This window comes from Nocardiopsis sp. CNZ308 (assembly GCF_004217075.1).
Genome location: NZ_SHKJ01000001.1, coordinates 365,687 through 379,598, shown reverse-complemented (window position 1 = coordinate 379,598; position 13,912 = coordinate 365,687). Strand labels below are relative to the sequence as shown.

Here is a 13,912-nt window from a genome sequence, read left to right as displayed (position 1 = left end):
AACGTGCACCCGTGGCGACCGGGGAGGTCGTCCGCGGGGTGCCCGCCCCCAGCAGTCCCGTTACAGTGGACCAATAACCAACCCCGTCGGTCGGTATTGGCCGCCCCGGCAGGCAGCCGGGGGCGCCCGTGCCGCACCGGCACATGTCAGCCAGCAGCCGCTGCAAGGAGTCACGCAACGTGTCCCGCCGCCTTTTCACCTCCGAGTCGGTCACCGAAGGCCATCCCGACAAGATGGCCGACCAGATCAGTGACGCGATCCTCGACGCGATGCTCACCCACGACCCGCGCAGCCGGGTCGCGGTCGAGACGCTGATCACCACCGGTCAGGTCCACATCGCGGGCGAGGTCACCACACAGACCTACGTCGACATCCCCGCCATCGTGCGCGGAAAGATCCTCGAGATCGGCTACGACTCCTCCGCCAAGGGGTTCGACGGTGACTCCTGCGGGGTCAACGTCTCCATCGACGCGCAGTCCCCCGACATCGCCCAGGGTGTCGACACCGCCTACGAGGCGCGCGTCGGCAACGAGGACGACGCCCTCAACCGGCAGGGCGCGGGCGACCAGGGCCTGATGTTCGGCTACGCCAACCGCGAGACCCCCGAGCTCATGCCGCTGCCGATCAAGCTGGCGCACTCCCTCTCCGAGCGCCTGGCCGGGGTCCGCCGCAACGGCACGGTGCCCTACCTGCGCCCGGACGGCAAGACCCAGGTCACGGTCGAGTACGACGGCCAGACCCCGGTCCGCCTGGACACCGTCGTGGTCTCCAGCCAGCACTCGGCCGACATCAACCTCGACGAGATGCTCGCCCCCGACATCCGCGAGCACGTGATCGAGCCGGTGGTGGCCGCCTACGGCCTGGAGTCCGACGACTACCGGCTCCTGGTCAACCCGACCGGCCGGTTCGAGATCGGCGGCCCCATGGGCGACGCCGGTCTCACGGGCCGCAAGATCATCGTGGACACCTACGGCGGCTACGCCCGCCACGGCGGCGGCGCCTTCTCCGGCAAGGACCCGTCGAAGGTGGACCGCTCGGCCGCCTACGCCACCCGCTGGGTCGCCAAGAACATCGTCGCGGCCGAGCTCGCCGAGCGCGCCGAGGTCCAGGTGGCCTACGCCATCGGCAAGGCGCACCCGGTCGGCGTGTTCATCGAGACCTTCGGCACCGAGAAGGTCGCCCCGGAGCTGATCGAGAAGGCCGTCAAGGAGGTCTTCGACCTGCGTCCGGCCGCCATCGTGCGCGACCTGGACCTGCTGCGCCCGATCTACTCCCGGACCGCCGCCTACGGCCACTTCGGCCGTGAGCTGCCCGAGTTCACGTGGGAGAGCACCGAGCGCGCCGCCGCGCTGCGCTCCTTCGTGGGCGCCTGAGCCGCACCCGCGGCACCGGTTCCCGCGAGGGGCCTCCAGGGCGCGCACGGCCCTCACCGGCCGTGCGCGCCCTCGCGCGTGTTCCGGGTTCCTCCGCATGGCGCACGATCGAAGTGACTACTCCGTGTTATTCCGTATAGACGTAATGTCATTTCTGTGCTCGTACGCGGAGGAGACCATGGCCGTAGCAACGGCGGTGTCTGCGGTGGGGCTGGTGGCCCTGCTCGCCCTGCCCGGCGCCCACCACGCACCCGGCAAGTCGGGAGGCGGCGGAGGGGAGGTCGTGCCCGGCGCGGACAGCCTGCACGTGGCCCTGGAGTCCCGCGCCGAAGCGCGGCGGCCGGGCCCGGGCGACCGGATCCACTACACGGTCAACGTGCGCAACGACGGCGGCGAGGCGGTGTCCGAGGCCGAGATCGTGCAGTTCCTCCCCCCGACCGTGCGCTACGTCTCGGGGACGTCCGGGGCCGAGCCGGGGGAGGGGCGGGTGACCTGGTCGCGGTCCCTGGAGCCCGGCGACCGCGCGAGCATGCGGTTCACGGGCGAGATCACCGCGGTCCGCGGCGGGGGGGAGCACCCGGTCGCCACGGTCTGCGCGCGTCCGGAGCCGGGAGCGGTGCTGGTCTCCTGTGACGCGGCCGTGCACCGCGTCCACGGAGCGGTGCCGCCGGTGTGGGTGGTCACGGGACTGGCCTTCGCGGCCTCGGTGGCGCTGTGCGTCGGCGGCCTGGTGCGCCACCGCGACACCCGGAACCGGCTGGAGGGGGAGCCCGAAGCGCAGACGGCGTCCGTCCGCGCGAACGCCGACGGAGCGGGGGAGGCCGCCGTGAGCGCGGCCCGGGAGCCCGCCGGGACCGTATCCGCCGCGGCGGAGGGGACCGCCGACCGGCCGCGGACCGCGCTGGAGACGCTGGTCGTCCACAGGGCGGCGCCCGACCCCGTCCCCGTCGCCGCGCGGAGCGCGCGGGCGCACGGCCCGGACGCGGGGGAGACCGAAGCGCGAGAGGCGCACGGGTCCGTACGCGTGCCCGACCCCGTGTCGGAGCCCGAGGCCGGTCCCCGGGCCGAGCCGGAGCCCGTACCCGCCGAGACCGCGCACGCGCCCGCGGAGGAGCCCGAACCGGTCGCCGGACCGCGCGGCTGATCCGGGGCCGCACAGGCGGACGGGCCGCGCCCCGGGGCGCGGCCCGTCCACGGGCTCAGCTCAGCTCGTCGAGGGCCTTCTCCGCCTCGGCCAGCCACGAGCGGCGGGCCTCCAGCGCGTCCTCGTACTCCCTGACCCGGCGCTCGTCGCCCCTGTCCCTGGCCTTGCCCAGCTTGGCCTCCAGGTCGGCGATCGCCGCCGCCAGCTGCGCGACCGTGTCCCTGGCGCGGGCCCGCGCCTCGGGGTTGCTGCGCTCCCACTCGGCGTCCTCGGCCCGGCGCACGCCGTCCTCGATCTGGCGGAAGGCGCCCTCCAGCTGGTCGCGCACGTCGCGCGGCAGCTCACCGGCCTCCTCCCAGGCGTCCTGGAAGTCGCGCAGCCGCGCACGCGCCCGGCGCGGGTCGGAGATCTTCGGGATCTCCGCCTGGGCCTCGGCCAGGATCCGCTCCTTGGCCTCGGCGTTGACCCGCAGTTCGGCGTCGCGCTCGGCGAAGGTGGCGTTGCGCGCGTCGAAGAAGGTGTCCTGCGCGGCCTTGAAGCGCGCCCACAGCTTGTCCTCGCTCGCCCGGTCCGCCCGGCCGCTGCGCTTCCAGCGCTGCATCAGGTCGCGGTAGGCGCGGGCCGTGGCCCCCCAGTCGGTGGAGCCCGACAGGGCCTCGGCCTCCACCACGATGCGCTCCTTCTCCACACGCACCGACTCGCGCTCCTGGTCCAGGCTGGCGAAGTAGGCCTTGCGCCGCTTGGAGAAGGAGTTGCGCGCCGCCGACATGCGCTTCCACAGCGCCTGCTCGGTGGGCCGGTCCGCCCGCGGCGCCTTCTTCCACTCCTCGATGAGCTGGAGCATCCGCTCGCCGCCGGACTTCCAGTGCGTCGTCTCCACCGCGACCCGCTCGGCCTCGGCGACGATGCGCTCCTTGACCTCCCGGGCCTGGCCGCGCGCCTGCTCCTGGGCCTGCTTCTGCTCGACCTTGCGCTCCTCGGCGCGGCCCGCCAGCGCGTCCAGGCGCCCCATCAGCGACTCCAGGTCGCCGACCGCGTTGGCCTCCCGGACCGAGTCGCGCAGCTTGTCGATGTTCGACATCGCGGCGGAGGCGGACAGGTCGGTGTTGCGGAGCCGGTTCTCCAGCAGCTCCACCTCGGTGACCAGGGAGTCGTACTTGCGCCGGAAGAAGGTCAGAGCCTCCTCGGGCGCCCCCGCCTGCCACGATCCGACGACCCGCTCGCCTTCGCTCGTGCGCACGTAGACCGTGCCTTCGTCGTCTACGCGGCCCCAAGGGTCCGTGGTCACCGTGTCCTCCTGCTGTCATGAACCCGGCCGTGGGGCGGGTTCGGGTCGTCGCGTCGCACTCCTGGCCGGTTCGCGATGGGAACCACCGTGCTGAGCACGATATCCCCGCGATCCGGTGGGAGGCGCCGCGCCGTGAATTCACGTCTGCGCAGATCACGCGGGTCCGCGCGCCCTCGGGTATGGGGCCGGGCCGCCCTCCCGCCCAGCGCTGGCGCAGGTCGGGGCCCCGGCGTGCACCAAGGACGGTGACCAATATGGCATTACCACGCGGTTTGGCAAAGAGGCCAGCCGCGCGCGGTGATCGAATGGTGATCAAACGCGTACCCGGGCACGACGACCGGGTCGCCGCCCCCGCCCCGCCTCGGTAGGCTGCACCAGGGGGACGCTGCGTCCGGACCGGGACCCGCCGCCCCGCGACCGCGCACCCGACCGAGGACAGGACGACATCCGCCGTGCTCATCGCCGCACTTCCCACCGGGCCCCTCGCCGCGAACTGCTACGTGCTCGCACCGGCCCCGGGCGGCGACTGCGTCATCGTCGATCCCGGCCAGGAGGCCACCGAGCAGGTCGACAAGGTCCTGTCCGAGCACGGGCTGACCCCCGTCGCGGTGCTGCTCACCCACGGCCACTTCGACCACGTGTGGTCGGCCGCCGACCTGTGCGCGCGCCACGGCGTCCCCGTCCACCTGCACGCCGCGGACCGCGGACTGCTCACCGAGCCCGCCGCGGGGGTGGACCCCGGCTTCGCCGCGCAGCTGTCCGCCCTGCTGGGCCCGGGCCCCCACCCCGAGCCCGACGACCTGGTCGAGGTCGGCGGCGGCGACACCCTCACCCTGGCCGGACTGGACTTCGGGGTCGAGCACACCCCCGGCCACACCCCCGGGTCGGTCGTGTACACGGTGACCACCGAGGACGGCGTCCCCGTGATGTTCGCCGGGGACCTGGTCTTCGCCGGTTCCATCGGCCGCACCGACTTCCCCGGCGGCGACCACGCCGCCATGCTGCGCAGCCTCGCCAGCGCCGTGCTGGGCCGCCCCGACACCACCCAGGTCCTGCCCGGCCACGGACCGGCCACCACCGTCGAGCGCGAGCGCGCCACCAACCCCTACCTGCGCGATATCGCCGGCTGACCCCGTGCCCCGGCCGCCCTCCTCCGTCCCGCAGGAACGACGTATGACCACCCCACACCACCGAGGCGCCCGCCGCCCGAGCGCGCCCGCGCGGTCGCACGGCGGACGAGATACCCGCACCGGCTCCGCCTGAGGGCGGATCGCCGGTGGCTTCGCACGCCCTTCCCCCGGCCCTCCCCCCACCGGGTGCCCGAAGGCCGTGTGCGCAGGATCTGGCCCGCACCCGAGCGCAGGTCGGGCACACTTGACACGAACAAAGACGCTGAAGGAGTAGTCCGTTGATACGCACGCATGAGGCAGGTGCGTTGCGCGCCGAGCACGCAGGCGCGACCGTCGTCCTCGCCGGGTGGGTGGCACGCCGCCGCGACCACGGCGGGGTGGTCTTCCTCGACCTGCGCGAGGCCTCCGGGGTGGTCCAGGTCGTCGTCCGCGAGGACGACCTCGCCCACGACCTGCGCGCCGAGTACTGCATCAAGGTCACCGGCTCGGTCCGGGTCCGCCCCGAGGGCAACGAGAACCCCGAGATCCCCACCGGCGCCGTCGAGGTCGTCGCCGACGAGATCGAGGTGCTCAGCGAGGCCGCGCCGCTGCCCTTCCAGCTCGACAGCGCCGCCGACGTGGCCGAGGAGACCCGGCTGCGCTACCGCTACCTGGACATCCGCCGCCAGGAGATGGCCGACAACCTGCGCCTGCGCTCCAAGGCGACCTACGTCGCCCACGAGGTCATGCGCGACCTGGGGTTCACCTACGTGGAGACCCCCTACATGACCCGCTCCACGCCCGAGGGCGCCCGCGACTTCCTCGTCCCGGTCCGCCTCCAGCCGGGCCACTGGTACGCGCTGCCGCAGTCCCCGCAGCTGTTCAAGCAGCTGCTCATGGTCGGCGGCATGGAGCGCTACTACCAGCTCACCCGCTGCTTCCGCGACGAGGACCTGCGCGCGGACCGCCAGCCGGAGTTCACCCAGATCGACCTGGAGATGAGCTTCGTCGACGAGGAGGACCTCTTCGCCGTCGGCGAGAAGCTGTTCACCCGCCTGCTGCGCGAGGTGCGCGGCGTCGAGCTGCCCGAGCGCTTCCCGCGGATGCGCTACGCCGAGGCCATGGACCGCTTCGGCTCCGACAAGCCCGACCTGCGCTTCGGCCAGGAGCTGGTCGAGGTCACCGCCTACTTCGCCGACACCCCCTTCCGGGTCTTCAAGGCCCCCTACGTGGGTGCCGTGGTCATGCCGGGCGGCGCCTCCCAGACCCGCAAGGAGCTGGACGCCTGGCAGGAGTGGGCGCGCTCGCGCGGCGCGAAGGGCCTGGCCTACGTGCTCGTCCAGGAGGACGGCTCCCTGGGCGGCCCGGTGGCCAAGAACCTCTCCGAGGCCGAGCGCGAGGGCCTGGCCGCCCAGGTCGGCGCCGCGCCGGGCGACGCGGTGTTCTTCGCCGCGGGCGCCCGGACCGCGAGCCAGGAGCTGCTGGGCGCGGCCCGCCTGGAGATCGGCAGGCGCTGCGGCCTGATCGACACCTCCCGGTGGGAGATCCTGTGGATCACCGACATGCCCCTGTTCGAGGAGGCCGACGAGGAGGGCTCCTGGAAGCCGGTGCACCACCCCTTCACCGCCCCGGCGGTGCAGGACGAGGCCGACTTCCAGGACCACCCGGGCACCACCGACTCCCGGGCCTTCGACCTGGTGCTCAACGGCTACGAGCTGGTCTCGGGCTCCATCCGTATCCACCGGGCCGAGATGCAGCAGCGGATCTTCGACGTCATCGGCCTGAGCAAGGCCGAGGCCGAGTCGAAGTTCGGGTTCCTGCTGGAGGCGTTCAAGTTCGGCCCGCCGCCGCACGGCGGCCTGGCCGTGGGCTGGGACCGCATCGTCATGCTGCTGGCCGGTCAGCCGACCATCCGCGAGGTCATCGCCTTCCCCAAGACCGCCTCGGGCGGCGACCCGCTGACGGGCGCGCCCACGCCGATCACCGCTGAGCAGCGGGCCGAGGCCGGGGTGGACGCCGACCCCGAGGCCGAGGAGCGCGAGAAGCGCAAGTAGGGGCCGTCGGCCCCGTCGGGGGCGGTGCGCGCACGGCGCGCGCCGCCCCCGACGCGTGTACCGGGGAGGGACCGCCGACCCCCGGGCCCGCGCCCCCGGACGCTCCGGGACCGAAGAATTTCGCGGTCCCCGTGAGGTGCCCGAATTCATCCCATTTTCAACCTGTCTCATTCGGTCACTCGGCGAAAACGGGTAGTTATCGGGCGTCATGGAGGGGTGTGTTCGTGGCCGGACACGGCCCCGGTGCCCCGGTACGGATGCGCGGACAGCCGTCATCCCCTACCGTTGAGGGCGAATCACCCCTTCCGAGCCGCGATGAGAACGTGTTGTGGAGTGGACACGTATCTCACGGGGACACCCCCGGTCACGGGCGGAAGTGGTGGCGGAGTGCATTCTGCGCTGTTGAGTCACACGGGCGTAACGATTTCCATCCTGTGGTCGCTCGGGTGCGACCCCGGGTGCGGAATCGACCGCCCTCCCGTCGCGCCGATGGAGCACGCGGGTCCGCGTCCAGCCAGGTCACACGGACGCCGGACGACGCGTGCATCGGCCCTGCCCCTGTTCCGGCACCAGATCCGGCCCAGCCCCGGACACTAGAATGAGCCGGTCGGAACGTTTCAAGGGTGACCGCGCCTGCGCGCGGGTGTGACGTCCGAGACGACATGAGGATGAGTCATACGTGAACGGAAAACGCGCTTCAGGCGATGGTTCCGAGAGCGCTCTCGCGGAGGCGTTCTCCCACGCCCCCGAGCCCATGGTGCTCACCCTGGCCGACGGCGCGATCGTGCACGCCAACCTGGCCTTCACCGAACTCTTCGGCCGCGACGCCTCCGACCTCGCCGGAGGGGCCTGGTTCGACCTCCTCGACGGTGACGACGCCCAGCGCGGCGCCCGAGCCCACCACGAGGCCCTGGACGGGCGCTGGGGCCGCCGGTCCCGCCTGCGCCTGAAGATCGCCGACAAGGCCGCCCACCTGGTGGAGGCCGAGCTGCGCCCCCTGCCGGGGGACGGCCCGGAGGGCGCCCGCGCGGTCGTCCTGCTGCACCCGCTCTCCACCGAGGAGGCCGACCTGCGCGTGATCGGCGAACTGCGCACCGACAACTCCGACTCCGTGCTGTGGAGTCTGGACCCGGTCAGCGGACGCCTGCGCGAGATGTTCGGCCCCACCCCGCTCGGCGCGCTGCTGGCCGGGAACGACCGCGAGCTCGAACGCATCCTGGAACGCGTCCACCCCGACGACATCGCCCGCGTGCGCGACGCCATCTCCGCATCCTTCGCCGGGCGCGACTACGAGCAGCGCTTCCGCGTCTTCGACCGCCTCGGCGACGAGCGCTCCCTGCACGTGCGCGCCCGCTACGTGCCCGGCGCCCCCGACCGCCTCGTGGGCATCGTCGACGACGTCACCGAGCACGTCCAGCTCGTGCGCCGCCTCGCCGACCGCCGCCGCACCGAGGCCGAGCACGGCCGCCTGGTCACCGAGCTGTCCTCCAAACTCGTCTCGGCCACCACCGTCGACAAGGTCATGGACCTGCTCAGCGAGGAGTTCCTGCCCATCTTCGGCGGAGTCCAGGCCGTCGCCCTCTACGTCGAGAACGGACTGCTGCGCAGCTCGCCCAGCGCCCACGCCAAGAGCGCCACCAGCAACATCGAGCGCATAGACGGCCGCCGCGCCGACGACACCGACTTCCCCATGGGCGCGGTCATCCAGGACCGCCAGCCCCGCTTCTTCGAGAGCCGCGCCGAGATCATCAGCCGCTTCCCCGCCGCCGTCGAACTCATGCGCCAGGTGCGCGGCCAGGCCTGGGCCACCGTGCCCATCTTCGGCGACGGCAAGGTCGCCCTGGGCGTGTGGCAGATGGTCTGGGACCGCCCCCACCACGCCAGCCGCGACGAGCGGGCGCTCATGCTCACCTTCGCCGGACTCGCCGGGCAGGCCCTCCAGCGCATCAAGGCGCAGCAGGCCGAGCTGGAACTGGCCGACGCGGTCCAGCGCCGCATGCTGCCCCGCCAGGTGGCCAGCTTCCCGGACATGGACATCGCCACCAAGTACCTGCCCTCCCGCGCCGACTGGCGCATCTGCGGCGACTTCTACGACGTCATCGAACTCCCCGAGAACAAGGTCGGCCTCCTGGTCGGCGACGTCCAGGGGCACGGCGTCGAGGCGGCGGCCGCCATGGGCCAGATCCGCGTGGCCTTCCGCGCCTACGCCACCAACCAGTCCGACCCCGGCGTCGTCCTGGGCGAGACCAACCGCCTGCTCACCGAGACCGGCGAGATCGTCTTCGCCACCTGCGGCTACCTCGTCGTGGACCGCGAGAGCGGCGTCATGCAGGCGGCCTGGGCCGGACAGCCGCCGGTCGTCCTGGCCACCCGGAGCGGCTACGAGCTCTGGGAGCCCGAGACCGGCCCGCCGCTGGGCGTGCTCTCCGACCCCGAGTACGCCGTCACCACCCGCATGCTCCCGCCCGGCACCGCCCTGCTGCTGTGCTCCGACGGACTCGTGGAGAGCTCCGAGGTGCCCATGGGCGAGGGGCTGGACCGGGTCGGCGCGGCGCTCTCCGAGCACCACGAGGACCCCGAGGCCGCCGCGCACGTCATCGCCGAGATGGCCCCGGCCGGGCGCGGCGACGACATCGCCCTGCTCATCACCCGCATGATCCCCTCCACCGAGCCCGCGCGGGACCGCGCCGCCGTGGCGACCACGACCTGACCGGTGCCCCCGGCCGCCTACCCTGGACAGGTGTCCGACACGCTCTTCGACGACGCCGGCGCGGAGGCCGCCAGGGGCCAGGAACCGCTCGCCGTGCGCATGCGCCCCCGCACCCTCGACGAGGTCGTGGGCCAACGCCACCTGCTCGGCGAGGGCAGCCCGCTGCGCCGCCTGGTCGAGGACGACGCGCCCATGTCCGTGTTCCTGTGGGGCCCGCCCGGTACCGGCAAGACCACCCTGGCCACTGTGGTCAGCCGCGTCACCAAGCGCCGCTTCGTGGAGCTGTCCGCCGTCAACGCCGGGGTCAAGGACGTGCGCGCCGTCGTCGACGACGCCCGGCGCCGCATGGGCATGCACGGCACCCGCACCCTGCTCTTCGTGGACGAGGTCCACCGCTTCAACAAGACCCAGCAGGACGCGCTGCTGCCCGCCGTGGAGAACCGCTGGGTCAGCTTCATCGGCGCCACCACCGAGAACCCCTTCTTCTCCGTGGTCAGCCCCCTGCTGTCGCGTTCGCTGCTGCTGTCCCTGGAGTCGCTGGAGGACGCCGACGTCCGCGCCCTGGTGGACCGGGCGCTGGCCGACGAGCGCGGGCTGGACGGGCGCTACACGCTCTCCGACGAGGGCGCGGACCACCTCGTACGCCTCGCGGGCGGCGACGGCCGCCGCTCCCTGACCTACCTGGAGGCCGCCGCGCTCGTCGCCGGCGCCCCCGGCGCGGAGCCGGTCACCATCACGGCCGAACACGTCGAACGCGCCGTGGACCGGCACGCCGTGCGCTACGACCGCTCCGGTGACCAGCACTACGACGTCGTCAGCGCCTTCATCAAGAGCATGCGCGGCTCCGACCCCGACGCCGCCCTGCACTACCTCGCCCGCATGATCGAGGCGGGGGAGGACCCCCGCTTCATCGCCCGCCGCGTGGTCGTGCACGCCAGCGAGGACGTCGGCATGGCCGACCCCACCGCCCTCCAGACCGCCGTGGCCGCCGCCCAGGCCGTGGAGCTCATCGGCATGCCCGAGGCCCGCATCAACCTCGCCCAGGCCGTCATCCACATCAGCCTGGCCCCCAAGTCCAACGCGGTCGTCTCCGCCATCGACGCCGCCGCGGCCGACGTGCGCGCGGGCCTGGCCGGGCCCGTCCCCGCCCACCTGCGCGACGGCCACTACCGGGGCGCCGCCGAACTCGGCCACGGCAAGGGCTACCGCTACGCCCACGACTTCCCCGGCGGCGTCGCCCCCCAGAGGCACGCCCCCGACGGCCTCGCCGACCGCGAGTACTACCGGCCCACCCAGCACGGCGCCGAACGGCGCTTCGGCGAGGTCCTCCAGCGCATCAAGGAGGTCCTGCGGGGCGGCGGCCAGCGCGGCTGAGCGCCGGGGCAGCGGCCCTCGGCGCCGGCGCGCGTGCGGCGGCCCGGCGCCGCCCGCCCCCCGTGGAGGCCCGGGCGGGCGCCCCTGCCGCGGCGGTCAGTCGGTGAACAGCTCCGTGACCCGCACGATCTCGCGGGGCCCCTCGTCCCCCTCCCCGGCGGATTCGGCGAAGGTCACCTCCACGATGACCACCGGGCCCCACGACAGGTAGTCGACGAAGTCGCTCCCGGTCAGCTCCCAGGTGCCGCGGCCCTCCTCGTCGATGAACAGGTGCTCGGGCGCGGCGCAGAACTTGGCGCAGAGGACCTCGGCGTCGGGGGCGATGACGGCCTCGCCGGGCTCCCCGGCCGCGTCCCACTGCTCGGCCCAGGCCGCGTGGCTGGGGATGCCCCGGCCGCGGACCGGCTCGTCCTCGCGGTCGACGGGGGTGTACACCCACGGCCCCGTCTCGGGGGACTCCTGCTCGGCGGGGTCGAACCGCACCACCAGGGTCAGCGGGTCCTCCTCGGCGACGGGGCTCGGCGACGCGGACCCCTCCCCGGCGGCGCCCGCGACCAGGGCGTCCCCCTGCTCGGGGGCGAGCAGCCGCGAGACGCCCCACACGCCGCCGCCGACCAGCGCCAGCGCTAGCACCGCGCTCGCGGCCAGGAACACGGCCCGTGTGGGGCGCCGGTTGGACATGCGCCCCTCCAGCCGGATGACCTCGGGCACCCGCGCGGGGGGCTCCACGGCGTGCCACTCGCGCTCCAGGATGCGCGCCAGCTCGTCGCGGTCCGGTGCGGCGGCCGCGCCCCCGGCCGGGGAGCCCGCAGCGCCCCCGCCGCCCTCCGCGGCGTTCTGCGCCTGCCACACAGCGATGACCGCGCCGATCACCTCGCGCAGGCTGGGGCGGCCGTCCGGGTCGGGGTCCAGCGAGCGCCCGACCACCGGTCGCAGCCCCTTGGCCAGACCGGTCAGGTCGAAGGAGCCCTGCGCTGCGCGCTCGGCGATCTCCTCGGGCTCACCGGGGCCGAAGGGCAGGCGCCCGGTCCCGGCGAAGGCGACCACGGCGCCCCAGGCGAACACGTCGGCGGCGGGCGTGGCCGCCCCGCCGCGGAAGCGCTCGGGACTCAGCCAGGTCGCCCCCGCCCCGCGCATGCGCTCGGGGGAGGCCACGACCGCGCACTCCATGATGTGCGGACCGCGCGACTCCAGCAGGATCTCGCTGGGGCGCAGCGACCCGTGCGCCACGCCGCGCGCGTGCAGCGCGGACAGCCCTTCGGCCAGGCCGGTGGCCAGCGCGATCAGCTTTCCGGTGCCCAGCCCGCCGCGCTTGGTGACGAAGTGGGACAGCCGCTCGCCCGCCATGTAGGGCATGGACAGCCACGGGGGGTTGGCGTCGCTGTCGAAGGCCAGGGGGACGACCACGCGCGCGGAGTCGACGTTGGACAGGGCCCGCAGCCGCCGCTCCAGCGCGGGGTAGGCGTCAGCGGACTCCAGTTCGGCGGATGTGAGGACCTTCACTGCCACCAGACGGTCGTCCGCGCTCGCGGAGGCGGTGTCCACGGCCGCGTAGACGGTGCCGCTGCCCCCCTGCCCCAGCCGTCCGAGGACGAGGTAGGGACCGATCCGTGAGGGGTCGTCCGGATAGAGGGGGGCCAGGTCCGGCGGTACCAGTACGGAGATCTCTCGGGGAGAACGAGGGCTCATGAGCGTCCTGTCGATGCTTCTGGGGCCGAGGGGCGGCTGAGTGTCCGCACATCGTAGTCAGCTTTTCGGAAGGACCGGGCTCGCGGTCGATTGTCCCCCGGTGCGGGCGGAGCGTCGATCCCCGTGGCCCGGAGCGGCCATCCCGCGGGGGTGCGGACGCGCCGTGGCGTCCTCGCCCACCCGGAGGCGGGACGCGATAGGGTCGGCCGAAACCGGCCCGTCCCGCGCGGACCACAGGGGAGGATCCGCCGAGCCCGGGAACGCCCGTTGGCGGCGCCCGGTCCGGCGCGGTCGCCGGCGTCCCCCGGCCCCCCGGTCCCGGCGCGTGCGCGAGGGGCCGCCGCACATCCTCGAAGTCACCCTCTATCTGTCCACGGAGCCCGCATGCTTACCGGAGGAGAGGTCGCCGCGCTCGTCGCCGCGGTGGTCTGGGCGGTGCTGGCCACGTTCATGTGCGTGGCGCTCGTCAAGCTCATCAAGCTCATCAACGAGGCGACCAAGGTCGTGTCGGAACTGGGGGACCGCACCCCGCCCCTGCTGGACGACGTCGCGTCCACGGTGGAGCGCACCAACACCTCGCTGGAACGGGTCGAGGAGATCACCGCCAACGTGCAGGCCAGTTCCGAGGACGTCTCCACGATGACCGCGCTGACCCGCTCGGTGATCACCGGACCGCTGGTGAAGGCGGCCTCGCTGTCCTACGGCGTGCGCCGCGTCCTCGGCCAGCGCAGGGCCCTGGCGGTCGTGCGCACCCGCAGGAGGAAGGCGAACCGGTGATCGGCAGACTGTTCTACCTCGCCGCGGGGGCCGCCATCGGCGGCTACGCGGTCCACCGCGTCCACCGCGCCCGGCGGGCCCTCACCCCGGGCGGTATCGCCGAGCGCGTGGAGGGCCAGGTCAGCGAGTACCGCGGCGCCCTGCGCGAACTCAACGAGGACCTCGCCGAGGCGGTCCGGCAGGAGGAGGCGGAGATGATGCGCCGCTACGCGCCCGGGCGCCGGGCGCTGCGCTCCGCGGACGGTACGCCCCGGGGGCTCTCCGACCACGAGTAGCCGCTGGTGGCCACCGGTGCGGGGGGGAAATCGGGCGATCATGGACTTTTGCGTCGAATTGGCGAATCGTCGCCCTGCGGCGTGCGTCTGTAGGGTTGGACGAACCAGTCGATGAGGTG

At 73.5% G+C, this 13,912-nt stretch carries 10 protein-coding genes; 8 read left to right on the top strand and 2 right to left on the bottom strand.

Annotated features, from left to right (window positions below):
• Positions 1–179: 179 nt before the first annotated feature.
• Both metK and EV372_RS01595 read left to right on the top strand, forming a co-directional pair.
• Positions 180–1,373: a methionine adenosyltransferase gene (gene metK / locus EV372_RS01600; RefSeq protein ID WP_013154110.1), complete on the top strand. Its 1,194-nt coding sequence runs from the start codon at positions 180–182 to the stop codon at positions 1,371–1,373.
• Between the two features lie 178 nt (positions 1,374–1,551).
• A complete protein-coding gene (locus EV372_RS01595; protein WP_130394536.1) occupies positions 1,552–2,517 on the top strand; it encodes a DUF11 domain-containing protein in 966 nt (321 codons plus the stop codon).
• Positions 2,518–2,572: 55 nt separating this feature from the next.
• Here the strand turns inward: EV372_RS01595 and EV372_RS01590 are convergent, their stop codons facing one another.
• Positions 2,573–3,805: a DUF349 domain-containing protein gene (locus EV372_RS01590; protein ID WP_130394534.1), complete on the bottom strand. Its 1,233-nt coding sequence runs from the start codon at positions 3,803–3,805 to the stop codon at positions 2,573–2,575.
• A 452-nt stretch (positions 3,806–4,257) separates the two neighbouring features.
• Between EV372_RS01590 and EV372_RS01585 the strand changes: the two genes are divergently transcribed.
• The 4 genes from EV372_RS01585 to EV372_RS01570 all read left to right on the top strand — a co-directional run bounded on the left by EV372_RS01585 (position 4,258) and on the right by EV372_RS01570 (position 11,052).
• On the top strand, positions 4,258–4,935 hold the full coding sequence (locus tag EV372_RS01585; protein ID WP_013154107.1) for an MBL fold metallo-hydrolase: 678 nt from the start codon (positions 4,258–4,260) through the stop codon (positions 4,933–4,935).
• A 278-nt stretch (positions 4,936–5,213) separates the two neighbouring features.
• Positions 5,214–6,968: an aspartate--tRNA ligase gene (aspS, locus tag EV372_RS01580; protein WP_026338622.1), complete on the top strand. Its 1,755-nt coding sequence runs from the start codon at positions 5,214–5,216 to the stop codon at positions 6,966–6,968.
• Between the two features lie 679 nt (positions 6,969–7,647).
• Positions 7,648–9,678, top strand: coding sequence for a SpoIIE family protein phosphatase (locus EV372_RS01575; RefSeq protein WP_130394532.1), 2,031 nt, complete (start codon positions 7,648–7,650; stop codon positions 9,676–9,678).
• 30 nt (positions 9,679–9,708) lie between these two features.
• Complete coding sequence (locus EV372_RS01570) at positions 9,709–11,052, top strand: replication-associated recombination protein A (protein ID WP_130394530.1); 1,344 nt, start codon at positions 9,709–9,711, stop codon at positions 11,050–11,052.
• A gap of 96 nt (positions 11,053–11,148) precedes the next feature.
• On the opposite strand, the gene EV372_RS01565 is transcribed toward EV372_RS01570, so the two are convergent.
• The gene (locus EV372_RS01565) at positions 11,149–12,741 is read right to left on the bottom strand and encodes a serine/threonine-protein kinase (protein ID WP_130394528.1); all 1,593 of its coding nucleotides are present in this window, start codon (positions 12,739–12,741) and stop codon (positions 11,149–11,151) included.
• Between the two features lie 384 nt (positions 12,742–13,125).
• Here EV372_RS01565 and EV372_RS01560 point away from each other — a divergent pair, with 384 nt between their 5' ends.
• Together EV372_RS01560 and EV372_RS01555 are read left to right on the top strand one after the other, a co-directional pair.
• Positions 13,126–13,518, top strand: coding sequence for a DUF948 domain-containing protein (locus EV372_RS01560; RefSeq protein ID WP_130394526.1), 393 nt, complete (start codon positions 13,126–13,128; stop codon positions 13,516–13,518).
• Positions 13,515–13,793: a hypothetical protein gene (locus EV372_RS01555; protein ID WP_130394524.1), complete on the top strand. Its 279-nt coding sequence runs from the start codon at positions 13,515–13,517 to the stop codon at positions 13,791–13,793. The genes EV372_RS01560 and EV372_RS01555 overlap by 4 nt, the downstream gene beginning before the upstream one ends.
• Positions 13,794–13,912: the final 119 nt, after the last annotated feature.